The sequence below is a fragment of the Massilibacteroides sp. genome (assembly GCF_028705895.1).
GTDB lineage: Bacteria > Bacteroidota > Bacteroidia > Bacteroidales > Tannerellaceae > Massilibacteroides.
The window spans coordinates 1-25,170 of sequence record NZ_JAQWCQ010000056.1; the positions used below are offsets into that span (position 1 = coordinate 1).

General features: G+C 37.5%; 17 protein-coding genes. 11 read left to right on the plus strand and 6 right to left on the minus strand.

Annotated elements, in window-relative coordinates; genetic code table 11:
• Positions 1–636 precede the first annotated feature (636 nt).
• Together PHT93_RS12580 and PHT93_RS12585 are read right to left on the minus strand one after the other, a co-directional pair.
• Positions 637–1,041: a type II toxin-antitoxin system HicB family antitoxin gene (locus PHT93_RS12580; protein WP_300243523.1), complete on the minus strand. Its 405-nt coding sequence runs from the start codon at positions 1,039–1,041 to the stop codon at positions 637–639.
• Between the two features lie 58 nt (positions 1,042–1,099).
• Positions 1,100–1,285, minus strand: coding sequence for a type II toxin-antitoxin system HicA family toxin (locus PHT93_RS12585; protein WP_300243527.1), 186 nt, complete (start codon positions 1,283–1,285; stop codon positions 1,100–1,102).
• Between the two features lie 703 nt (positions 1,286–1,988).
• Between PHT93_RS12585 and PHT93_RS12590 the strand changes: the two genes are divergently transcribed.
• From PHT93_RS12590 to PHT93_RS12625, 8 genes are all read left to right on the plus strand, one after another.
• Positions 1,989–4,676 (plus strand): 4-alpha-glucanotransferase, encoded by a 2,688-nt coding sequence (locus PHT93_RS12590; protein WP_300243529.1) that lies wholly within the window; start codon positions 1,989–1,991, stop codon positions 4,674–4,676.
• 31 nt (positions 4,677–4,707) lie between these two features.
• Entirely contained in the window at positions 4,708–5,523 is an 816-nt protein-coding gene (gene epsC / locus PHT93_RS12595) for a serine O-acetyltransferase EpsC (RefSeq protein WP_300243531.1), read from the plus strand.
• 13 nt (positions 5,524–5,536) lie between these two features.
• Positions 5,537–6,571 carry a low specificity L-threonine aldolase gene (locus PHT93_RS12600; RefSeq protein ID WP_300243534.1) on the plus strand — a complete coding sequence of 345 codons (1,035 nt, stop codon included), beginning with the start codon at positions 5,537–5,539 and terminating at the stop codon, positions 6,569–6,571.
• Positions 6,572–6,590: 19 nt separating this feature from the next.
• Positions 6,591–7,172: an RNA polymerase sigma-70 factor gene (locus PHT93_RS12605; RefSeq protein ID WP_300243536.1), complete on the plus strand. Its 582-nt coding sequence runs from the start codon at positions 6,591–6,593 to the stop codon at positions 7,170–7,172.
• Between the two features lie 102 nt (positions 7,173–7,274).
• Positions 7,275–8,297, plus strand: coding sequence for a FecR domain-containing protein (locus PHT93_RS12610; protein WP_300243538.1), 1,023 nt, complete (start codon positions 7,275–7,277; stop codon positions 8,295–8,297).
• 188 nt (positions 8,298–8,485) lie between these two features.
• Entirely contained in the window at positions 8,486–11,758 is a 3,273-nt protein-coding gene (locus PHT93_RS12615; RefSeq protein WP_300243540.1) for a SusC/RagA family TonB-linked outer membrane protein, read from the plus strand.
• A 19-nt stretch (positions 11,759–11,777) separates the two neighbouring features.
• Positions 11,778–13,481: a RagB/SusD family nutrient uptake outer membrane protein gene (locus PHT93_RS12620; protein ID WP_300243543.1), complete on the plus strand. Its 1,704-nt coding sequence runs from the start codon at positions 11,778–11,780 to the stop codon at positions 13,479–13,481.
• Positions 13,482–13,645: 164 nt separating this feature from the next.
• On the plus strand, positions 13,646–15,955 hold the full coding sequence (locus PHT93_RS12625; RefSeq protein ID WP_300243560.1) for a UvrD-helicase domain-containing protein: 2,310 nt from the start codon (positions 13,646–13,648) through the stop codon (positions 15,953–15,955).
• On the opposite strand, the gene PHT93_RS12630 is transcribed toward PHT93_RS12625, so the two are convergent.
• Complete coding sequence (locus tag PHT93_RS12630; RefSeq protein ID WP_300243545.1) at positions 15,956–16,792, minus strand: deoxyribonuclease IV; 837 nt, start codon at positions 16,790–16,792, stop codon at positions 15,956–15,958. It lies immediately after the preceding gene.
• A 147-nt stretch (positions 16,793–16,939) separates the two neighbouring features.
• On the opposite strand from PHT93_RS12630, the gene PHT93_RS12635 reads away from it, so the two are divergent.
• From PHT93_RS12635 to PHT93_RS12645, 3 genes are all read left to right on the plus strand, one after another.
• Positions 16,940–18,208, plus strand: coding sequence for a dicarboxylate/amino acid:cation symporter (locus PHT93_RS12635; RefSeq protein WP_300243547.1), 1,269 nt, complete (start codon positions 16,940–16,942; stop codon positions 18,206–18,208).
• Between the two features lie 72 nt (positions 18,209–18,280).
• Positions 18,281–19,216: a homoserine O-succinyltransferase gene (gene metA, locus PHT93_RS12640; RefSeq protein WP_300243549.1), complete on the plus strand. Its 936-nt coding sequence runs from the start codon at positions 18,281–18,283 to the stop codon at positions 19,214–19,216.
• A gap of 5 nt (positions 19,217–19,221) precedes the next feature.
• Positions 19,222–21,051, plus strand: a complete 1,830-nt coding sequence (locus PHT93_RS12645) for a U32 family peptidase (protein ID WP_300243551.1) — start codon at positions 19,222–19,224, stop codon at positions 21,049–21,051.
• A gap of 108 nt (positions 21,052–21,159) precedes the next feature.
• Here PHT93_RS12645 and PHT93_RS12650 read toward each other — a convergent pair whose 3' ends face one another.
• Genes PHT93_RS12650 through PHT93_RS12660 form a run of 3 tightly spaced genes read right to left on the minus strand, consistent with a single transcriptional unit; the run spans position 21,160 to position 25,005 of the window.
• A complete protein-coding gene (locus PHT93_RS12650; protein WP_300243553.1) occupies positions 21,160–23,007 on the minus strand; it encodes a ChbG/HpnK family deacetylase in 1,848 nt (615 codons plus the stop codon).
• A gap of 51 nt (positions 23,008–23,058) precedes the next feature.
• On the minus strand, positions 23,059–23,628 hold the full coding sequence (gene xpt / locus PHT93_RS12655) for a xanthine phosphoribosyltransferase (protein WP_300243555.1): 570 nt from the start codon (positions 23,626–23,628) through the stop codon (positions 23,059–23,061).
• A 6-nt stretch (positions 23,629–23,634) separates the two neighbouring features.
• Entirely contained in the window at positions 23,635–25,005 is a 1,371-nt protein-coding gene (locus tag PHT93_RS12660; protein ID WP_300243558.1) for a nucleobase:cation symporter-2 family protein, read from the minus strand.
• Positions 25,006–25,170: the final 165 nt, after the last annotated feature.

Sequence of the window (25,170 nt, forward strand, 5' to 3'; positions counted from 1 at the left end):
TTATTTTGTTTTTTTTATTTCACTTTTTTATATTTGCTGTCCACGATTTGTTTTAACCTATCGAGATAATCCCATTAAAAACGACATAATCCAAGTGTAATAACAACCGGGGTTTCGGACTGATCCATAACATCTACAAAAAAGACTACTTAACCAATGCAAAGCAATCTTTTTATGATGATCCCCAAATATCCCTTTTACAAATTCATAAAATCTATTATCATTATTTTACAAGTCTTTGAAAATTCGGTTTTTTCTTACTTTATTACCGAGTTCGAGCATGACGCTTGCCATTTCCGACTCGCTACGTTTGAAGTACACTTTAGAGTTTTCCTTAATATGCGCGCATTATGATAGGAAAAAAAACTTCACAGCCTTTATAATACAATCCGTACTTGCATTTAGCAAAGTGATTCTATATCCCTTTGGCTGCCGAATTTTTAGCCACCAGATAGGGACAGCATGAAATTGTGCACACCTATTTTCGATTAACGAACGAAGTTTTGCGTTGGTTGGACTGGTCCCGAGTTTTCTGCTGAGTAATACGGCGGAAGTTTCGGTACTATTCTCATGGTCTATAAAAAAGCCCTACTCCCGAAAGGAATAAGGCTTTGTGTGTACAAATGGCTGATATTATCAGAGCCGAACGGCTAATAATTCCTCTGCAAGGCGATGCACAGTATTTTGTATCTTTACATTTTGCTTTTCAGAAGCGAAAGTAATACGTTTTTTGTATTGACGTAATAAGGAAGCGTTTATTCCGGCCTTTTCTGCCAACCGTGATACGTTTATCCAATCAAAGTAATCAAAGAATGACGCAATATCATATTTGTATTCAAAGGTCGGATTGTTAATCTCTTTAGGTATTGCTTTACCCATATCCTTGTACATATCAACATAATCCTCAACGGCTACCAGTAAGTTGTTTTTAGCTTCCTCAACTGTTGATCCTTGCGCATTAAGACTATGTTTCTTCATATCCGGAACATAGATGCTATACGTTCCGTCATCCCATAATTCCACGATAGCTTGATGTTTCATATTTAAGAGTATTAATATTCACGGAAAACGCCGTGTCACTTTGTACAAATGTGCGAGGTCATTTCAACCCCGCATCTTTCATCATGCTGTTAAGTGTGCCGGCTTTAAGTTCTTGGCTCTGATGTCTTGAAACCCTGAAGTACCTTTCAGTAATAGGGCTATACCAGACATCATGTTCTTTACCATTGCTTACAAAATAGCAACCTGCCTTAGCAGCTTTTTTCAGAAACTCTGATGTTTTCATATCAAAGATCATTTGTACGATGCAAATATAACGATATTGTTATGTTTCTCCAAATTACAATATAACTATTTTGTTATATCTGATAAAAAAGGGGAACTTAATCCCCTTTCAATCCTAACAGTTGTATCATGTTGACTTGGAACTCTTTAAACTGCTCTAAAGAATAGTCATTCCAGAGGTCATTTTCTCTTCCAGCAGTGAACTCGTTTTACAACTCACCAGCCAAAGGCAGCACACAGAGATAGTATTTCATTCGCAAGGCGTCCCATCCGGCTTCTACTTCTGGTAGAACAACATTATAAAGTCTCAACAAGCTTTCAAAAGCGAGTTGGGACTTTTTTTACTTTTTAACAACGTAGAATCAGAATTCAAAGCAAGCAGAAAACCACCGATCGACGGACATCTTTTAAGAGGATTTTTGAAGCATTAGAATAAATAAAAAAAAATAAAGGATATTTTTCCAATTATGTCCTTTATTTTTGCAAAAATAACCTTTATATTTTTACGCCGATTTTTACATTGATTTTCAACAACAAAAACAGAGCCCATTTTAAGGGGTTAAATCAGTATATTTTTAATCTGAATTATGGATCTATTATGCATATTGTGAATATTGCATATAATGATTTGGTATTAAAAGATTTTACATCTTTAATGTGGCCTTCTTTTTATATCTTCGCCTTTTATTAATTAAGATAAGTATATGAGGGTTGTTTTCAATATAAAATACAACACAGTTTGGGGGCAGTCATTGTGTATTGTTGGTTCTGTTCCTGAGTTAGGGGAATGGGAAGATGCGATTGCTCCTGAGATGATATTTGCAGGGGATGGCCTTTGGAAATTAGAATTGGATTTGCCCGACAATTTAAAACAGGTAGATTATTTTTATTGTGTCCGTTCTGAAGGGGAAGTGGTATCTAAAGAGTGGAACAGGGGACATACACTGCCCCTGAATGATCAGAATGGTTGTTGTATAGTATATGATGCCTGGTTGGATATTCCTGTTGATTTACCGTTCTATTCTTCTGCTTTTACTGAGGCTCTTTTTTATCATCAGGTTCGTGTTCAGGATCGTTTGTTATGTCGGGAACGTCTGACGATTTCTGTTTTTGCCCCACGTGTAGGGAAGCAGGAGTATATTGCTTTAACAGGTGATCAGGATAAACTGGGTAATTGGCAACCTTCAGAATCTTTACGAATGTATCCTGCGGGAGGAGCAATCTGGAATATCGCATTAGATGCTTCGGAGATTACATTTCCGCTTACGTATAAATTTCTGATATGTAATGAGCAGGATAAATCTTCCTGTATTTGGGAAGAAGGTGAAAACAGAATACTTAATTATCCTTTTCTGACAGATACTTGTGAGTCTGCTTTTGTATCCGGTTTATCTTTTCGTTATGCTCCTATTGTGGATTTCTGGAAAGGAGCAGGAACAGTAATTCCGGTGTTTTCTTTACGTTCAGACGAAAGTTATGGGGTGGGAGACTTGGGTGATTTGCGTTTGTTTATTGATTGGATAAAGAAAACAGGACAATGTATCGTTCAGGTTTTACCAATGAATGATACTCGGATGACAAAAACCTGGCTCGATTCGTATCCTTACAGCGCAATGTCAATTTATGCTTTACATCCGATGTATATTAACCTGCGTCAGATGGGATTGTTGAACGATCCAGAAAGAAATGTCTATTATCAAAACAAGCAGCAAGAATTAAACGCAAAAGAAGAAATTGACTATGAGGCTGTTGTTGATGTTAAAATGGCATATTGCAAAGAGTTCATTAATCAGGAAGGTTTTTTAAAACTAATAGATAATGACGAGTTCCGTTTATTTTTTGAAAGGAATGGCTCTTGGTTAGTTCCTTATGCAGCATACTGTTATTTGCGGGATAAATATGGAACTGCTGATTTCAGTCGATGGGAGAAATATGCGAGTTATGACAAAGCTGAAATAACCCGACTTTGTTCGCCTACCAATCCGGCTTATCCTGAAATAGCTCTTAATTATTACCTGCAATATATTGTGGATAAACAATTCAGGGAAGTTACGGCGTATGCCCGAATGAATGGTGTTGTATTAAAAGGAGACTTGCCAATAGGGGTAAACCGGCATAGCGCGGAGGTTTGGACAGAACCGGATTATTTTAATCTGAACGGTCAGAGCGGTGCTCCTCCTGACGATTTCTCTGTAGTCGGGCAGAACTGGCTTTTCCCGACATATCGCTGGGACATAATGAAAATGGATGAGTATGCCTGGTGGAGAAAACGATTTGCAAAAATGAATGATTATTTTGATTGTTTCCGAATCGATCATATTCTTGGTTTCTTTCGTATCTGGGAGATACCGGAAGAATATGTACAGGGACTTTGTGGTCATTTTAATCCCTCTTTACCTTTTTCTATCAATGAAATTGAACAATTCGGACTTTGTTTTGATGAAAAAAGATTTACATCTCCACATATCAATCAACATTTTCTGCCTGATTTATTTGCTGAATATACCGATGAAGTTAAAGGAAGTTATCTGGCACAATCATCTTCCAACCACTTCGTTTTGAAATCTTTTTGTGATACGCAACGTAAGATAGAACACTTGTTTGAGGGGAAGAATGATCCAAAATCTATCCGAATTAAAGCGGGGCTATTTGCGATAGCAAATGAAGTCTTGTTTCTAAGAGATCCAAACAATGAGGATTTTTTCCACCCTCGTATATCTGCGTCTTCCTCTTTTTTATATAGGGAGTTGACCGGTAGTGAAAAGGACGCTTATAATCATTTGTACGAAAACTTTTTTTACCATCGTCATAATCAGTTCTGGAAAGAACAGGCCTATGAAAAGTTAGGACCTTTGGTGGATTCAACAGAAATGTTGGTTTGCGGTGAAGATTTAGGAATGATACCGGCAACGGTTCCAGAAGTAATGACGAAATTACAATTACTGAGTCTCGAAATAGAGCGTATGCCAAAAGCTTTCGGAGTAGAATTTGCAGACCTGACTTCCTTACCTTATTTTTCAGTCTGTACCACGTCCACGCATGATATGAGTCCTATCAGAAGTTGGTGGACAGAAGATCGGAATAAAACGCAACGCTATTATAATAATGTATTAAAGCGTGAAGGAGAAGCTCCTGAAGAATGCACGGGTGACATTGCCAAACAGATACTATTGAACCATCTGTCATCGCCTTCTATGCTGACCATTATTCCATGGCAGGACTGGCTTGCAATAGATGAACAACTAAGGAGGCCTGATGCAAAAGCGGAGAGGATTAATATACCTGCGCAAACAAACCATTATTGGCGATATCGTATGCACCTTTCTATTGAACAATTGTTACAGGCTGATAGCCTTAATGAAAGAATAAGCTCTTTAATAAATGGTTTCTAATGCTTACATTTGCTGACAAATTAAGGATGAAATGACTGATATTTCAGAAATCGCAGGACGATTGATCTCTAAATCAAAGGGATTAGAGATCGATAAAAAGAAACTTTACGATGCACTCGACACATTGGTTGACCATGTGCTATTTCCTATCTGTGCAAATGGTATTACCGGAGAGCGGGCTTTATATAAATTTTACTCGGTTCTTGTAGAAAATATGTCTGTACTACTTGGTTTGGAAAAGGCAAAAAAAGTAGCGGATGCTTTTCTTGAAAAGCTACCCTGGATGCAGGAACAACTCTATGATGAAGCAACGGTATTTAGCAGAAATGACCCCGCAGCAGGGTCGGTCGAAGAAGTTATTATTGCTTATCCGGGCTTTTTTGCGTTGACAGTTTATCGGATTTCACATGAGTTATATGAATTAGAAGTTCCGATTATTCCTCGCTTATTTTCAGAATATGCCCATTCTAAAGTGGGGGTAGATATTAATCCGGGAGCTAAAATCGGTAATTCGTTCTATATTGACCATGGAACGGGAATTGTGATTGGAGAATCAACCATAATAGGGGATAATGTAAAGATATACCAAGGGGTGACGTTGGGAGCTTTGTTTGTAACGAAAGATTTGAGCAATAAGAAAAGGCATCCGACAATTGAAGATAATGTGGTAATCTATGCCGGAGCAACAATATTGGGAGGAACTACCGTTATCGGACATGATTCGGTTATAGGGGGAAATGCCTGGTTGACACATAGTGTAGCACCTTATTCTTTAGTACAACAAACCTCAGAAATAAGAATACGTAGTATGTTGGATAAAAATGATCCGATAGAATTTTATATTTAACGATAAGAAAGAGATGAGAAGTTTTGCAAGTGATAATAATTCCGGTGTACATCCATCTGTAATGGAGGCAATAGTAAATGCAAATGTAGATCATGCCGTTGGGTATGGTTCGGATGAATGGACAAAACAGGCAGAAGATAAAATAAAAGAAATTTTCGGAGATAAAGGTGATGCTTTTCTTGTCTTTAATGGAACCGGTGCGAATACGGTTGCACTACAGGCTGTTACCCGGTCATTTAACAGTATAATCTGTGCAGAAACTGCACATATCTATGTTGATGAATGTGGATCTCCGGCGAGGATGACGGGAGCAGCAGTTATTCCTATTCGTACAAACGATGGAAAACTAACCGTTGAGCAGATCAAAGAACGATTAATCAATTTCGGTGTATGTCATCATTCCCAACCAAAAGTGGTTTATATCTCTCAGGTTTCAGAACTGGGAACTGTTTACACACATGAAGAAATTCGCCGGATAGCTGATTTATTACATTCGCACAATATGTATTTACATATGGATGGTGCGCGTTTGGCCAACGCTTGCGCATATCTGAATTGTAGCATGCGCAGCATAACCGTTGATATGGGAGTGGACATCCTTAGTTTTGGAGGAACGAAAAACGGTATGATGATGGGAGAAGCTGTGGTTTCATTCAGACCAGAGATAACAGAACATCTGCAATATTATCGGAAACAATCTGCCCAGCTTGCTTCAAAGATGCGTTATTTATCCGCTCAGTTTATCCCTTACCTTGAAAATAATTTATGGTTGGAGAATGCCATGAAAGCCAATATCTCTGCAGCTAAATTATACAATATATTAAAACAATATCCGGAAATAAAATTTACACAAAAACCGGAAACCAATCAATTATTTTTCACGGCTCCATCTGAGGTTGCGCTTAAGTTAAGAGAAAAGTATTATTTTTACTTTTGGAACGAAGCTGAATATGAGATAAGACTTGTCACCTCATGGGACACGACAGGAGAGGATATTGCAGGATTTGAACAAGACCTGAAGAGTATATTTGATGATTTTTCTGATTAATTTCAAAGCGGATTAATATATGCTGAAAGAAGAAACTATAGTTTCTGTTGATGTATTATTTTGGAAAATAGCAATGAAAGATGATGAAGATGCATTTCGTCTTTTGTTTGTGAATTTTTTTCCATCCTTAACTATTTTTGCCCGGCGATATATTTCTGATTTGGATACATGTGAAGATATCGTACAAGATACATTTCTGAAAATATGGAAGAACAGAAAAAAATTGGATATTAAGACTTCAACTCGTAACTTTTTGATTACAACCGTTAAAAATAGTTGCCTTGATTATTTAAGAAAAAAAGAAACAGAAATTCGTTATCAAGAATCAAGTTTTAATAATAATGAACAGTTATATTCTCAGGAAGACATACTTTCATTGGCTGATCTTGAAGATACAGTGAATGTCGCATTAAAAAAATTACCGGAAAATATACGATTAATATTTGAGAAAAGCCGATTTGAAGGGAAAACATATCGTGAAATCGCTGAAGAATGTGAAATTTCTGTCAAAACAGTAGAAGCATATATGACTCGCGCTTTAAAAACACTTAGAAAAGATTTGAAAGATTATCTTCCTTTTTACATTTTATTTCTTTGGTAATCACCACAGTGTATAATTAATTATTTTTTTGTTAATAAAAATATCTATTAACGCATAGGGTATTGTGCGTTCATTACGTCTATCTATAAAACGGAGCTAAAATTGGATATAGAAGAACTACATATTCTAAAATATCTCGAAGGTACTTTGTCTGATGATGAACGTATATCTTTTGAGACAAAACTTGAGAAATCACCTTCTTTGCAGCAGGAGGTTGAGGATATACGTTTTTTGATTAATGCAGTCAATAAAATACAATTGCTGCATAATGTAAAGACTATAGAGCATTGGAAGAAAATATCATTTAAATTATCTCTTCTTAAATTAAAGGACAAAATAGCTAAGTCTTTTCAGATTCTGACTATGGCTGTTTTTTTTCCTTTACTTATTGTCTTTTTTATAGGCGGCAGGATGCTTCTTGAAAAAAACATAGCTGCAAACGAACTTATAGAGGTTAAGTCTGCTTATGGGCTTGTTTCTAAAATTATTTTACCGGATAGCAGTCAGGTTTATCTCAACTCAGGAAGTACATTAGTCTATCCGCGATCTTTCTCTAATTCATTACGGAGTGTTAATCTTAATGGGGAAGCCTATTTTATTGTGAAAGCAAATCCTGACAAACAATTCGAAGTAAAATTAGATGATAATCTTTCTGTATGCGCCTATGGTACTGAGTTTAATATTAATTCATATGAAGATCAAAACTGGATTAGCACAGTGCTTGTCAATGGTAATATATCCGTTAATAAACAAATAGGAGAAACCTCTTTTAACGTGATCCAACCGGGGCAGATTGCCATTTATAATAGACAGACTAAAAATATCGATGTTATGAATACTAATCTAACTGTAGCTACAGCTTGGAAAGATGGAAAAATAGTTTTCAGAAGGGCAAAAATGCCCGAAATTATTTATCGATTGTCAAAACATTTTAATGTAATTATTGAACTGAAAGATGAAGCATTGAAAGAGTATGAATTCTCTGCAACATTTACAACTGAAAGCCTGACTGAAATATTGAATTTGATAAAAAAAGCATCTCCGATTAAATGGCACTATGTCGAACCAAAACAAAAAAACGATGAATCTTATACAAAGAGAAAAGTGATTATATCACTTATATAAATCAGAAGAGTGCGATAAACGAATTGTTAATCTTAAAATTAAAATGTTAGCCTATGAATTAAAATGATCAGAATGTAAAAAACATGCAGGGAAAAATTCCCCGCATGTACTTTCCTGTTTGCACTAAAACTTTAGCCGAGCTGTGCAAACGATTAATTAAAAAAATAATCATAAAAGCATGTAAACGTATGAATAAATTGAATTTTATCAAAACGTATAATCCCCTTTATGGGTTATGGCGTAAAATACCCATTGTTATGAAAATGACAGTATGTTTATTATTTTTACTTCTTGTACAAGCAAGAGCAGAAGTTTCTTATTCTCAGTCTGCTAAAATATCGCTTGATTTACATAATGCAACTGTAGAAGAGGTTTTGAATACTATTGAAGAAAAATCAGAATTTTATTTTTTATATAATAGTAAACAAGTGAATATCGACAGAAGAGTCGATGTGGAAGTCTCAAACCAATCAATCTCAAAAATTCTTAAAACAATTTTTGATAATACTGATATTGACTATAAGGTTGAAGACAGACAGATTATTTTAAGTAATAAAAAAATATTGATGACTTCAACTCCGGCTCCTCAACAAGGTAAACCAATCACAGGAACCATAAAAGATAAGAATGGTGAACCTATTATCGGAGCAAACATTACAGTTAAAGGAACTACAAACGGAACTATTACAGATTTTGACGGAAACTTCTCAATAGAAGCTCCCGAAAATGCAATTCTTCATGTATCATATATAGGTTATACTTCACAAGAGATTTCAATCTTGGGTAAATCTTCGTTTAATATTATTTTAAATGAAGATACTCAAACTTTAAGTGAAGTAGTTGTTGTTGGTTATGGTAGCACAGTGAAGAAAGACTTGACAACTGCAGTAACAAGTGTGCGAAGCAAGGACTTCTTAAGCGGAGCCGTAAATGACCCTATGCAAATGATTGACGGTCGTGTTGCTGGGTTAACTGTTTCGAGCACTGCGGCAGCTGACCCTAATGCTTCTTCCGGTTTACAAGTACGTGGAGCATCGTCATTAAAATCAGGTAACGGTCCGTTAATTGTTATTGATGGGATGCCTGGTGGTGATCTTCGTAACCTTGCACAACAGGATATTGAATCTATCACCGTATTAAAGGACGGATCTGCAGCAGCAATCTATGGATCTCGTGGAGCAAATGGTGTTATTTTGGTTCAAACAAAACAAGGTCAAGCCGGAAAAGTGAAAATTACTTATGACGGGTATGTAGATCACGATTTTGTAGCGGCTAAACCTGATATTCTTTCTCCGGAGGAATTTGTAGAAAAGGGTCGTGCAAAAGATTTTAAAAGTCGTACGAATTGGTATGATGAACTATTAAACAAAGATAATTTCGGACATAATCATAATCTGGCATTATCAGGAGGTAGTGAAACAACTCTGTTCCGAATTTCTGCTAACTATAAAGAAAAAGAAGGACTTGATATTGTAACAAACAGAAAAGAATATGGTTTAAGAAGTAGTTTTAAACAAACTACACTTGAAGGTTTATTGGAAGTAGGAGGTAATATCTCATATCGTGTTACTGAACAGGATAATACTGACTACGGATCATTCCGTGTTGCTACGAAACTGAATCCTACTGTTGATAAAGATGAAATGGAATACTTCAAAGGTCGTTATGATGAATGGAATCCGATTAAAAATCTTACAGAACGTGAGCACAAAGCGAATCATGAATATTCAACTGTAGATTTTAATCTCAAACTAAATATTCTTGAAAACTTAAATACTGAGTTAAAATTAGGTCGTCAGGGACATAATAAAAAACAAAAAGAATATTACACAAAGAATCATCGTGAGTCTATTGATAATGACCGTGCAGGTCGCGCCCGTTTAGAACAGGAAAACTGGGTGGACTGGACTTTAGAATGGGTTGGTAACTATTCTTTTAAGATAGACAAGCATGACTTTAAAGTCATGGGTGGATACTCATATCAAGAGTTTAACTGGGAAAAATTCTATGCAGAGAATATGGACTTTCCAAGCGATGTGTTTCAATGGAATAATCTTGACGCAGGTAAATGGAATAAAGCAGATGGACGTTTAGGTATGGATTCTGAGAAGGAAAAAGAAAAAACAATTGCTTTCTTGGGCCGTTTAAATTATGATTACGATAACTTGTTTTTAGTATCTGCTTCTATTCGCTATGAAGGCAATAGTAAGTTTGGTAACGATCATAAATGGGGTGCGTTTCCTGCGGCATCTGCTGCCTGGAGATTCTCCAGATTATCTTTTTTTGAAGATATTGAATCTGTTGATGATTTAAAATTACGCTTCTCTTATGGAGTAACCGGTCGTTCAGGATTTGACCGATATATTGCATTAGCAAAATACACTGGTTACGGATGGCAGATTAGCAGCGAAGGAGATTGGATACAGGTTTATGGCCCGGGAAATAATCCCAATTATGATTTAAGCTGGGAAAAACAAATCTCTTATAACTTAGGTATTGATTATACATTGTTTGACTCTCGTTTAAGTGGTAATCTGGATGTGTTCTTACGTGAAGGAAAAGATGTTATTGCAGAATATGATGCCCCAGTTCCTCCTTTCTTACACCAAAATATTTGGACAAATGTTGGAACAACAACTTCTAAGGGTTTTGAGCTACAATTAAACTGGGATGCTGTTCGCACAAAGGATTTTAATTATTCTTTATTTACTACTGTTTCTTATACTAAATCAAAATTAAAATCTTTCTCTAATTCAACTTATACAAAAGGTTATATAGATGGTAGCGGACTTCCTTCTCCCGGAAATCCGGGTTCTGCTCAACGATTGGCAGATGGTGTTGAAATAGGTTCTTTCTATGGATATAAATATGCAGGTGTTGATGACCAAGGTCGTATAATGATCTATAAAGGTGGCAAAATCGGTGCGGAAACAATATTAGCAGATGACGCACAAGATTCTGACCGTACTTATATTGGAAACGGTGCACCTAAATGGGAATTATCTTTGGGTAATACATTTACATATAAGAATTTTGATTTATCATTATTCTTCCGTGGTAGATTTGATTACGATATCCTGAATGTTGAACAAATGTATTTCGGATTGCAGGCAGAGCCTGAAGTTAACTTGTTACATTCTGCTTATGAAAAGAATGGACATATACTTGGAGGTAAAAAAGTTTGCGACTATTTCATTGAATCAGGTGACTTCTTGAAATTAGATAACATAACTTTCGGTTGGACTCCCAAAATCAAGTCAAAATGGATTTCTTCATTACGTCTTTATAGCACTTTGAAAAATGTGTTTACTATTACAAGTTATTCAGGTATGGATCCTTCTTCTATCAGAACAACTGGATTATGGCCTGGTATTCGTAGTAGTGGAGCAGATGATTCGAATCCAATGGATGTTTATCCAACAGCTCGCAACTTGACTTTTGGTGTACAAATTAGCTATTAATCTAAAAAAGTAGATGTATATGAAAAATATAAAATATTATCTGTTAGCTCTTGCTTTTGGGGTATCATTGCCTTCATGTACGGACCTGACTGAAGAGCCATTTGATGAATTAACTAAAGAAAACTATTTTACAGACAAGAATTCTGTAGAAGCGGCAGTATTACGTCCTTATGAACATGGACATTGGTGTGCTTGGGATGGTGACCGCTGGAATCTTCAGGAATTAACAGCAGATCATTTCGTTTGGACACAGAAAGGAAAACATGGCTGGGATGAAGGCCAGTGGGTACGTTTGCATGCTCATAACTGGGACTATCTGCAAAATCAAGTAAATGGCAGTTGGGTAGGGCCGTATCAAGGTATTGCCCAAATAAACAGTTTACTTATGGATTTCGAGACGTTAGATTTTGCGACATTAGGTGTTACTGAGGACGAAAAAGCTAATTATATTGGTGAACTTCGTGCATTACGTGCATGGTATTATACTTTTTTGATTGATTTCTTCCGGTATGTACCGATTGTAGAAGATATTACAACGTTAAAAGAGCAATCAACTCCTCAGGAAGTATTTGATTACATGGAGAAGGAAATAAAAGAGGTACTTCCTATGTTGAAAAGCAAAGCAATACCTGGACATTTCTCTCAAGGATCTGCAGCAGCTTTGTTAGTACGTATGTATTTGAATGCGGAAAAATGGATTGGTACTCCTAAATACACTGAATGCGCGGCTGTTGCACAGGACATTATTGATGGAAAGTATGGTACATTTGCTATTGACCCTGATTATCGAGGTCCGTTCCATCGTTCTCTTGTGGGAGCTTCTTCTCCTGAAAATTTGTTTGAATGGCCACATAAACGCAATGTTTATGAATTAGGTTGGATGTATTCTGCTTTCCATCATTATAAATCAAATTCGATTTTGGATACAGACGGTTGGAATGGATATAATGGTATTCATTTATCTCCATCGCGAGACTTAGAAGGAAATCTTTATAACTATGCATTGGGTAAACCTTATGAAAAGTTTGCTGACGTGGATTATCGTAAACAGAATTATGAAGTAATCAACGATGCGGGTGATACAAAGGGATTTTTCTTAGTCGGTCCGCAATATGAATTTGATAAAGAAAAAGGATATGGTTATGACAAATCCAAACCTGTAACCGGATCAGAAGAATGGACAGGCCAACAATTAGTTTTTGTTGACCAGGTTGGCCGCTTCTCTGAAAAACCAAATAATAGATGGGCTGAAGGTTCAAAAGTTACTACCGGTGAAGAAAATTCAGGTGTTCGCCTGATGAAGTTTGGTCCTCTGTCTCATACGCATGGATTGTTTATGTCTAATTCTATAGCCGAAATTCGTTTAGCTGAAATTTACTATTCTTTAGCAGAATGTAAATATAGGACTGGTGATAAAGCTGCTGCTGCAAAATTATTAGACGATGTAAGGTATAGAAACTACCCTCCGGTAGAGTGGCCAAAGTATAGCTACGAAAAAAATCCGGACAAATTAACGGATCAAGAATTTATTGATGAATGGGGACGTGAATTCCTTGGTGAACACAGAAGACGTATAGATTTGATTCGTTGGGGACGCTATAGTGATGCTTGGTGGGATAAGGAAGTTGATAAAACAGACAAAGATTATGAAGTATTCCCTATTCCTTCCAGAATTTTAAATTCTAATCCTCTTCTAAAGCAAACAACAAGAGGTTGGGAATAAGCCTTTGGTATGTAGTGAGGGGTAAAACTATTGTTCAACTTAGCACTTGATAATGAGCTTCCCCTCACTCTGAAAATAAGACACCCCTGATATGTATCAAATCATGTCAGGGGTGTTTGTTTTGATTAATTGTTAACTTTGTGGGCAATAAATATTGGGGAAGAGTGAAAGCGTTTTTAGAACAGTTGAATACCAGCCAACGTGAGGCTGTGGAATATATCAATGGGGCATCTTTGGTTATAGCTGGAGCTGGTTCAGGGAAGACGAGAGTACTTACGTATAAGATTGCCTATTTGCTGAGGCAAGGGGTTCCGCCACAAAGCATCTTGGCGTTGACATTTACGAACAAGGCTGCTCGGGAGATGAAAGAGCGTATCGGAAAACTTGCTGAACCGGAGGCTGCACGTCGGCTTTGGATGGGAACGTTTCACTCTATCTTTGCTCGTATTCTCCGTTATGAAGCTACGGCTTTAAATTATCCTTCTGATTTTACGATTTACGATGCGGCAGATTCAAAAAGTCTTATCAAATCAATAATTAAGGAAATGAAGCTGGATGATAAAGTGTACCGTCCGGGAATGATCCAAGCTCGTATTTCAAATGCAAAAAACGCACTGATCACTTATAAAGCCTACGAACAGAGCAGAGAACTTATTGAGGGCGATATGCGGAGTAACGTACCGCTTATACGTGATATATACAAACGATATCAAACGAGATGCTTTCAGGCGGGCGCTATGGATTTTGATGATTTGTTACTGCAAACCAATATTCTTTTTCGTGATCATCCGGAGGTATTAAACAAATACAGAAGCTTCTTTCAGTTTGTATTAGTGGATGAATATCAAGATACTAATTTTGCTCAACACCTGATTGTTCTTCGTCTTAGTGAACAGCATGGTAGGATATGCGTTGTGGGTGATGATGCACAAAGTATCTATTCTTTTCGCGGAGCAAATATTGACAATATTCTTCAGTTTAAAAATCATTTTCCCGGTTGCCGTATTTTTAAGTTGGAACGCAACTATCGTTCAACTAAAAATATAGTGGAAGCAGCAAATAGTTTAATCCATAAAAATGAAAATCAGATTGAGAAAAATGTTTATTCTGAAAAAGAAGCAGGAAGTAAACTTTCTTTAATTTCGCTTTATTCGGATTATGAAGAAGCTTATACCATAACAGCGAAAATAGCGGAACTTCGTACAGCTAATAGACTACACAAGTATTCCGATTTTGCAATCTTGTATCGTACGAATGCTCAATCCCGTATTATTGAGGAGGCCTTGCGCAAACATAATATGCCATATCGTATATATGGCGGTTTATCTTTTTACCAGCGCAAAGAGATTAAAGATATAATCTCTTATTTCCGACTGGTGGTGAATCTGCATGACGAGGAAGCACTCAAGCGCGTCATAAATTATCCCGCACGAGGTATCGGAAATACAACGCTTTCCAAATTATCAGATGCAGCAAATGAGTATAATGTAAGCTTGTGGACCGTCCTTTGCACACCATTATCCTATTCTTTACCCGTCAATAGCGGTACTGCTGCAAAACTTCAATCGTTTAAGGAGATGATCTTGTCTTTTCAGGAAGATAATCAGACAAAGTCTTTAGACGAGTTGACAGACCGGATCATGAGAGAAACCGGTATCATGTCGGCTTTAGCACAGGATTCTTCTGTAGAAGGACAAAGCAAATTTGAAAATGCTCAGGAGTTAATAAAAGGAATTCTTGAATACTGTGAAATGAAGCGAGAAGAAGGGGTAGAGCATGTCTTACTAAGTGATTTCCTTTCTGAAGTTGCTCTCTTAACAGATCAGGATAATGTTAAAGACCAGAATACGGATAAAATAACTCTGATGACGGTTCATGCTGCAAAAGGGTTGGAATTTAAAAACGTATTTGTTGTCGGTTTAGAAGAAGACTTGTTTCCTTCTATGATGTCTAAAGACAGTCAAAGAGCGTTAGAGGAAGAGCGTCGTTTATTTTACGTTGCCATTACCCGGGCAGAAGAAAATTGCATTATTACGTACGCAAAGAGTCGTTTCCGTAACGGGAAGAGCATGATCTGTATTCCCAGCAGATTCCTGAAAGATATAGATCATAAATACATAGAAATTCCGGGTGAATCAGAAGCCGAATCAAAACCGGACGATTTTTCATTTGAACGACAACGCTTTAGTAGTGAAGGGACTTCTTTTATTTCTTCCAGACGTGAACCTGTTTCCGTTCAAACGCCTACTTCCAATCATCAAAAACTGACTAAGCTTAACACAGAAACTGCTGCTACTGCAGTCTCCGATAGCGGAGACTATAAGGTAGGCACACGGGTAAGTCATGACAGATTTGGTGAAGGCGAAATAACAGCCCTCGAAGGTGAAGGCAGCAATGCCAAAGCAACCGTATCATTTAAAAATTCAGGAGTAAAACACCTCTTGTTGAAATATGCAAAGTTAACAATACTCTGATCAATCTTCTTTATAAAGACCTTTAAGCAAAGCTATCTCCTCAGCATAACCCGGCAATTCATTGGGTGTTTCCAAATAAAAGGGGAGGTGCTTCAATTTGGGATGGTTAATCACCTTTTTAAATGTATCCAATCCTAATGATCCATTTCCGATAGTCTCGTGTCTGTCTTTATGGCTGTTAAATGGATTCTTACTATCATTCAGATGAATGGCATGTAATCTTTCTAAACCAATAACCCGATCAAATTCGTTCAGCACGCCCTCTAAATCATTTACAATATCGTATCCTGCATCGTAGATATGACAGGTGTCCATACAAACCCCAAGTTTATCTTTTAATTCCACTTTGTCAATAATCTGGCGCAGTTCTTCAAAGGTTCGTCCTACTTCACTTCCTTTTCCAGCCATCGTTTCCAATAGAACCGTAGCTTTTAATTCGGGGTAAAGAACTTTATTCAATGCTCCCGTTATATATTCAATAGCTACTTCCACACCTTGTTTAACATGGCTTCCCGGATGAAAATTGTACATGCTACCCGGCAAATAATCCATTCTTGATAAATCATCAGCCATCATTTCAAGAGCAAATTTACGAATACCTTCATCTGCAGCACATAGGTTCATCGTGTAAGGTGCGTGCGCAAGAATAGGAGCAAAATTATTTTCTTTTGCAATTGATAACAAAGCATCCACATCCTTTTTAACGATAGCTTTAGCACTACCTCCGCGTGGATTGCGTGTAAAAAACTGGAATGTATTTGCGCCAATGGATAAAGCCTCTTTGCCCATTGCTTCGTATCCATTCGAAACGGAAAGGTGACATCCTATATTAAGCATACTCTATTTTTTTCGGTTTAGTACAAAAATAAGAAATTATATGAAACGGAAACTACAGTAGATTTGTCAGACATTAGATAATGAATACTCATAATGGCAGGTTGTTTTTAAATATATTGTACATTTGCGATATAAACGAAATAAATTATGTCAAAAAGGAATTCAAAGCCCATCCCTTTATATCTTCAGATCATTTTTGGAATGGCTGCGGGAATAATTATCGGATTAATTGCTTTGCCTTTAGGTTTGCAGAACATCATAAAAGACTGGATATTACCCTGGGGGCATTTATTTATAAAACTTCTTCAGTTGATTGCCGTTCCATTAGTGTTCTTTTCTTTAGTGAAAGGAGTTACAGGGCTGAAAGATATCAATCGTTTTTCTCATCTTGGCGGCAAAACAATTGTTTTATATATTGTAACGTCAACGTTCGCCGTATTGATAGGTCTGGGGGCAGGCTTATTGATTAAACCCGGTGAATTGGTTAATAAAGAAACTGTAGCTCATATACAAGAGCAATACAAAGCTTTTGCTGACGAAAAAGAAGCAGAGGCAAAACAACAAAATACAGATAGAGGGCCACTTGCCTTTTTAGATGAAGTTATTCCTTCCAACATTGTGGAGTCGGCATCTAACAATTCCCGCATGTTGCATGTAATCTTTTTTGCTCTGTTTTTTGGATTATCTGCATTAACGATACCTTATACTAAGATAGAACCGGTCATACGTTTCTTTGATGCTATGGACGAGATAGTTCTTCGTATGGTAAATTATATCATTCAACTTGCGCCTTGGGGGGTAACTGCACTAATGGCCGGATTGATTGTGGATTTTGATGGTGACATTTCTATTTTCAGTGCGTTAGCTGTTTATGCTTTGACTGTTGTCTTTTGTCTATTCTTCTTTCTTCTGGTGTTTTATCCTCTGTTTATTCATTTTTTTACAGAAATTTCGGTGAAACAGTTCCTGAAAGCTATGTATCCCGTTCAATTGTTTGCTTTTACAACGAGTAGTAGTGTCGCCACTTTACCCTTTAATATGCGTACAATCCAGGAAAAATTAGGTATTTCAGAGACTGTCACATCGTTCGTATGCCCAATTGGAGCTACCATTAATATGGATGGAACGAGTTGTTATCAGACAATTGCGGTATTGTTTATCGCACAAGCTTTAGGTATTGATCTGAGTTTTTCTCAATTATTGGTAGTCATACTTATGACCATTCTTTCATCTATCGGAACTCCCGCTATACCTGGTGGAAGTTATGTAATTCTTGCAATGGTATTAACATCAATAGGTGTTCCGGCAGAAGGCTTAGCTCTTATTATCGGTATCGACCGTCCGTTAGATATGCTTCGTACCTCTGTTAATGTAACAGGAGATGCTGTCGTATGCAGCATTGTAGGAAAGAAATGAAAGATCATAATAGGACGTATTAATTACGTTTTTTGTACTTTTGCTCTTCATACATAATCACAAGGAAGAGAAATGCCATTAAACTTACAAAAAAATCTGCCGGCCATTGAGCTGTTGAAAAAAGAACACATTTTCGTGATGGACTCACTTCGTGCATCTGAACAGGATATCCGTCCGTTAAGAATGATTGTTCTTAATTTAATGCCTTTAAAAATAACAACAGAGACTGATCTGGTACGTTTGTTGAGTAACAGTCCGCTTCAGATTGAGCTGCATTTTATGAAGATAAAGGGGCATACTCATAAGCATACACCTGTAGCTCACATGCAGGAATTTTATAAAAACTTTGATGAAGTTTCTTCAGACTTTTATGATGGTATGATTGTAACCGGTGCTCCCGTTGAACAAATGCCTTATGAAGATGTAAACTACTGGCAGGAAATTACGGGTATATTTGATTGGGCTCACACGCATGTAACTTCTACTTTTTATATATGCTGGGCTGCTCAGGCTGCGTTATATCATCATTACAAGGTGCCTAAATATGATCTTCCTGAAAAAATGTTCGGTGTATTCCGACATTCTATATCTGATTCGTCATTGCCGATATTCAGAGGTTTTGATGATGAATTTTTTGTTCCTCATAGCCGTCACACGGAATTGAGAAGAGAAGATATTCTGCGTGTGCCTGAACTTAAACTGATTTCGGAAAGTAATGAATCCGGAGTTTATATGGTTATGTCGCGAGGTGGGCGCGAATTCTATATTACAGGACATTCGGAGTATTCTCCTAACACGCTTGGAGATGAATATGTACGGGATAAGAAGAAAGGTTTGGATATTGACGTTCCGGTTAATTATTATAGAAACGACGATCCCGAACAAGGCCCTTTAGTCTTGTGGAGAGGACATGCAAACCTATTGTTCACCAATTGGTTGAACTACTACATTTATCAGGAAACTCCGTACAATATCAGCGATATCGCAAATTTAGGTGAACTAAGATAATATTTATGGAAAAGGTTCGTCCGATTGAGTTATTGGCACCGGCAAAAGACCTCACTTGCGGGATAGAAGCCATTAATCATGGAGCTGATGCCGTATATATAGGTTCGCCCAGATTCGGTGCAAGAGCTATGGCCGGAAATTCAATTGAAGATATCTCTACACTTTGTGAGTATGCTCACCGTTTCAATGCCCGGATTTATGTTGCTTTGAATACCTTGTTGTATGAGCACGAATTAGAAAACGCGCGAATGCTTGTCTGGGATTTATACCGAGCCGGAGCAGATGCTCTGATTGTGCAGGATATGGGACTGTTGGAATTAGACTTACCTCCGATACCCTTGCATGCAAGTACACAAACAGATAATCGCACAATAGACAAAGTCCGCTTTCTCGAATCAGCCGGATTCGATCAGGTTGTTTTAGCGCGAGAATTATCCTTAAATGAGATCCGTGCTATTCATGAGGCAACGAATGTTCATCTGGAAGTTTTTGTACACGGCGCTTTATGTGTGAGCTATAGTGGACAATGTTACCTTAGTCATGCGCTTAGTGGGCGAAGTGCAAATCGGGGCGAATGTGCCCAATATTGTCGTTTACCTTATACAATGATCGATGCAAATGGGGTCGAGATTGTCAGCGAAAGCCATCTTCTCTCGCTCAAAGATATGAATCGTTCCGATCAGTTGGAAGCGTTATTAGATGCCGGTGTTTCTTCTTTCAAAATAGAGGGACGCTTAAAGGATGTAGCTTATGTAAAGAATATTACAGCCTACTATCGGAAGAAATTAGATGCCATATTAAATCGCAGACCGGAATATATTCGTTCTTCTGTCGGAAAGAGCAGTTATACTTTTGAACCTGTTCCGGAGAAAAGCTTTAATCGGGGTTTTACCAACTATTTTTTAAATGGAAGGACTTCGGATATAACCTCTTTTGATAGTCCCAAATCAAAAGGGGAACTTATTGGTGTAGTCAAAGAAATAAAAGGAAATTCTTTCACAGTTGCAGGTGTCAAACAACTAAATAACGGAGACGGTTTGGTGTTTATTAACAGTCGGGGTGAATTGGAAGGCTTCCGGGTTAATCGGGTTGAAGCAAATCGGGTGTTCCCCCTAAATATGCCGGCAATAAAGCCAAAGATGCAATTATACAGGAATTACGATCATTCATTTGAACAAGAAATGAATAAACCGACAGCAGAAAGAAAAATAAATGTCGATATTGAGTTTTCCGATAATATGTTTGGCTTTACATTAAGTATGACGGATGAAACAGGAATAGGTGCAATAATAAGCGAGCCTTTTCTCAAAGAACCGGCACGTAAAAGTCAGGAGTATAATATTCGCGCCCAACTATCTAAATTGGGTAATTCTCCTTTTGATGTGTCCGATATTCGTATTTGTTTTGACAAAGACTGGTTCGTTCCATCTTCATTATTAGCGGAAATGAGACGAAAAGCTGTTGAGAAACTTTTGGAAAACCGCAGAATAAGTTATCCCAAAGAATATGCAAAACGCAAACCTGCGTCAGCATCTTTGTCTTTCCCCGAAAAACAACTGACTTATTTAGGTAATGTCCTGAATAGCAAAGCAGAGTCTTTTTATTATGCGCGTGGTGTAAAAACAATAGAACCGGCGTTTGAGGCGGCTGTTCGTAAAGACGTTCCTTTGATGTTTACTAAGCATTGCCTGAGATATAGTATGGGTTGGTGTCCCGTATGGCAAAAAGGAAAATCTCCTTATAAGGAGCCTTTTTATCTCACTTACAAAGAGACTAAACTTCGATTACAATTTGACTGTAAAGCATGCCAAATGCTTATTTTTGCGACAATGTAGGGCATAAGAAAATTTTAAGGCGCCTGGAAACGAAAGTTGAGGCGCTTCAACTTTCGTTTCCAGGCGCCTCAGCAAACAAGTTGAAGCGCCTCAAAATTTTTAGAATTACTATTTAAATCCTTTCAATAAATGTTTCCATATCAGATTGATCTCAGCTTGCATATCATTTATATCTGCTGTGGTTACAATTACAGCATCTTTTTCGGGTAATACAATTATGAATTGCCCATTTGCACCGTCTGCACGGTATGCATTATGTCTGCAGCGCCAAATCTGATAACCATAACCTTGTATCCAGTCGCTTTCTTTTACTTTGGTTCCTTCTGCAGCCCATGCCGGTGCTTGTTGGATTTTTGAAGTTGTAGCTTCATCAAACCAAGCTTCGGACAATAATTGTTTACCATTCCATTTGCCTTTCTGTAGCATGAATTGTCCCATCTTGGCCAGATCTTCCGTTTTAATGAATAATCCCCATCCACCGGTATTTACGCCGGAAGGGCTCATGTCCCATTTAGCACCAACAATTCCTAAAGGACGGAACAGGCGAGGGTAGAGATAATCTAATAATGTCTCACCGCTGACTTTCTGGATAATTGCGGCCAACATATATGTAGCAAGACTGTTATAGACAAATTTAGTACCCGGTTGGTGAACTATCGGAGTAGCCAGAAAAAGACGTTCCCAACTGCCCGGTTCTGTTTCTTTCCGTATCTCTCCGGTCGGATCTTTATCATGACCAACAGACATCGTAAGCAGATCTTTGATTTTAAGAGCTTTCAGGTTGGGCGATATTTCGGCAGATAGATAATCTTTAAAATAAAGAATTACTTCATCGTTAACCGTAAGCAGTTTTTCTTGCACAGCAAAACCTATTGCCGTAGCAGTAAACGTTTTACTGACCGAGTTCAGGATATGAGGCTTGTTTGCTGCATTATCACCAAGCCATTCTTCATAAATTACCTTACCGTGACGAAGAATCATTAAACTGTGCAAATCCTGACCTTGCTTTTTTACATCAGCCAGATAGTTCTGTATGTTTTTAGATGAAAATTTTTCAGCCGCCGGAGTGCTTCTTGGCAATGCTTTGGTTACTTCATTATAAGTTACTAACTGAATGCCTTTTTCTTTGATCCTATTCTTAACCTTGTCTGAAGTGAATAACCCGGTTACTCCCTGGCGATCTTTGGCAACCCACTCATAACCAATATGCCCTACAGTCTGCATCTCTTCATTATCCAATGCCGGATGATCAATAAAAATATAAGTTTTACCTCCTTCTAATTTATCCAATGTTGCCAGAAAACTCTTTTCTTTATCTTCATATGTTTTATTTGAGCCTGTATAACCGACAAACTCAACCTGGTGTTGATTCATCGATTCCTTACGGTCAACTGTTGTGAGATTATATTCCTCACATAATTTTGCAACAAGTTCAGACACCTCCGGAGCAAAAGAGAGCGATCCCATATGTCCTGAAATATGTCCGATTTGAGGAATGTTCTTTAACGCAAGTTCTATTTGTGCACGAAACTCCTGTTCAATTTCTTTCAGGCTCCACTTGGCCTCCATAATAGACAGACCGGGATAGTTTTTGTTTGGCCACATCATTGGAAGGAAATAATCATTAGAATCCGTCAGGCTGGGACAATGCGTCAGAGGCCGCCATTTCATATTATCCCACTCGCTGGTAAGGACAAGGTGAAGTCCTACATCAATCGTTGGGTTATCATTCAGTATCTTAACAGTTTCAGGAAACCAGGGACAGACCACCATCACCTCAATGGAAGTTGTAATACCATTTAAGGCTGTTTCCACGCAAGCAATATTGGCAGCTCTGGAAGATGCCATATCGTCAGCACGAACAATTAATCGGGGAGGAGGCACAATCGCCAGAGCCAGACAGTTAGCAAAAAACAAAAGTCCGGCTAAAAGGAAGTAAAAAAATGTTTTTTTCATCTTTGTATTCTATTAAGTATAGAATACAAAGATAAAAATATAGAAGATATATTATTGTCTAATAACTATTTTACAATCAGAAAGATCGTCTATGATTGCCAGACTTTCTACGCGTACACCTTTCTCACGTAGTTTTTTCCCTCCATCCTGAAAGGCCTTCTCAATGATAAATCCCATCCCGGCAATAGTAGCACCGGCTTGTTCTGCCAGGTCAATCATTCCAAGCGCTGCATTGCCATAAGCAAGGAAATCATCGATAAATAAAATATGATCATCCGCCTGCAGGAAATTATTACTTATACATACAGTATAATCGCGATCCTTCGTAAAGGAATGTACTGTCGTACTAAGCATATTTTCCATTGTCTTAGGTTGTTTTTTCTTTACGAATACAACCGGGAGATTCATGACATAACCGACTAATATTGCAGGGGCTATTCCACTGGCTTCAATAGTTACTACTTTATTGATCTGCACACCATCAAACCGTTTTACAAACTCTTCTGCAATCTTGTACATCAGTCTGGGATCCATCTGATGATTTATGAAGCTGTCCACTTTCAGTATTCCGCCTTCATAACACTTTCCGTCTTGTTCGATACGTCGTTTAAGTAATTCCATAGTTTCTTATGCTGTTTTCTCTTCTTTTACTCTTATGAAAATATTTGCAAGAATAGCGGTAAGTCCTCCGGTGGTAATTCCTGATGCAAACAGTCCTTTTGCGAACTCCGGAGCAGTTTCTAATATTTTAGGCATTAATTCAACACCTAAACCTAAAGAAAGGCTGACCGCCAATACTAATGTAGCCTTACGATTAATCTCTTGTGATGCAATTATACGTATCCCTGCTGCTGCAACCGTGCCAAACATTAACAATGTAGCTCCACCCAGAACAGCATCCGGCATCATAGAAAATACGATTCCTACTACAGGAAACAATCCTAACAAGACCAACATTCCTGCAATAAAATAACCAACATAGCGGCTTGCGACACCGGTAAGTTGAATAATACCATTATTTTGTGCAAAAATGGAGGTTGGAAATGAATTAAACACTCCTGCAATTATAGAACTGAATCCGTCTGCCAAAACACCAGCCGAAACCCGTCTGACATAAGATTCTCCTTCGATTGATTTGCCGGAAATCATTGAATTAGCAGTAACATCTCCTGTTGCTTCAATAGCTGTAATAATATAAACTAAACCAATCGCCAGAAAAGAAGAGAAACTAAAATCCAATCCGTATTTAAAAGGTACGGGAATTGTAAATCCTCCCAGATTCTGAGAAGAAGCAGCCGAGATATCTACCATTCCTAATCCAAAGGCAAGTCCATAGCCCAATATTAGTCCTAAAACAATAGAACTCATACGTAAATATTTATTCTTACTTCTGTTGAAGAAAAGCACACTTAACAATACAGTAGCGGCAACACTTATATTTTTAAAACTACCAAAAGTTCCGTTCTCCATCGCTCCATAGCCACCACCACATGAAACAATTCCTACTTTAATCAGGCTAAGTCCGATTAATAACACAACAATACCGGAAACCAGAGGAGTTATAATTGTACGCATATATTTAAATGTACGACTAATTATCATCTCTAACGGTGCGGCAGCGATACATACACCAAATATTAACGGCAATCCACCAGCAAGACCGGCTGTTATAATAGGACCTATAAAAGAAAAACTTGTTCCCTGAATACAAAGAAGTCCACATCCCATAGGACCGAAACGCTTACATTGAATAAATGTAGAAATACCGGAAATAAACAAAGCCATAGAAACCAGAAAACTGGTAGTCTCCAAATCCAGCCCCAAAGCTCCGGCAATAATAAGCGGCGGGGTAATGATCGCCACAAAAATGGCTAATAAATGTTGTAAGGCTGCAAAAAAAGCTTCTTTAAAAGGAGGACGATCGTCTATTCCATAAATTAAGTCAGTTTTGTGTATAGGCTCCAAAGCATCATCCATTTCTAAAGTATCACTTTTCATCTTGTTAGTTCTTAGTTGTTTATGATTCTATTTTTAATTATTCGTGAGTTGAATAAAATGTGTTTTTCAATTGTTTGTAACAAGTAAACCGCAAAAGTAAGAAAAAATGTTTTCCTAAAGAGTTGTTTTACTTCTTTTCGATATGACATTATTCTTATTATATTT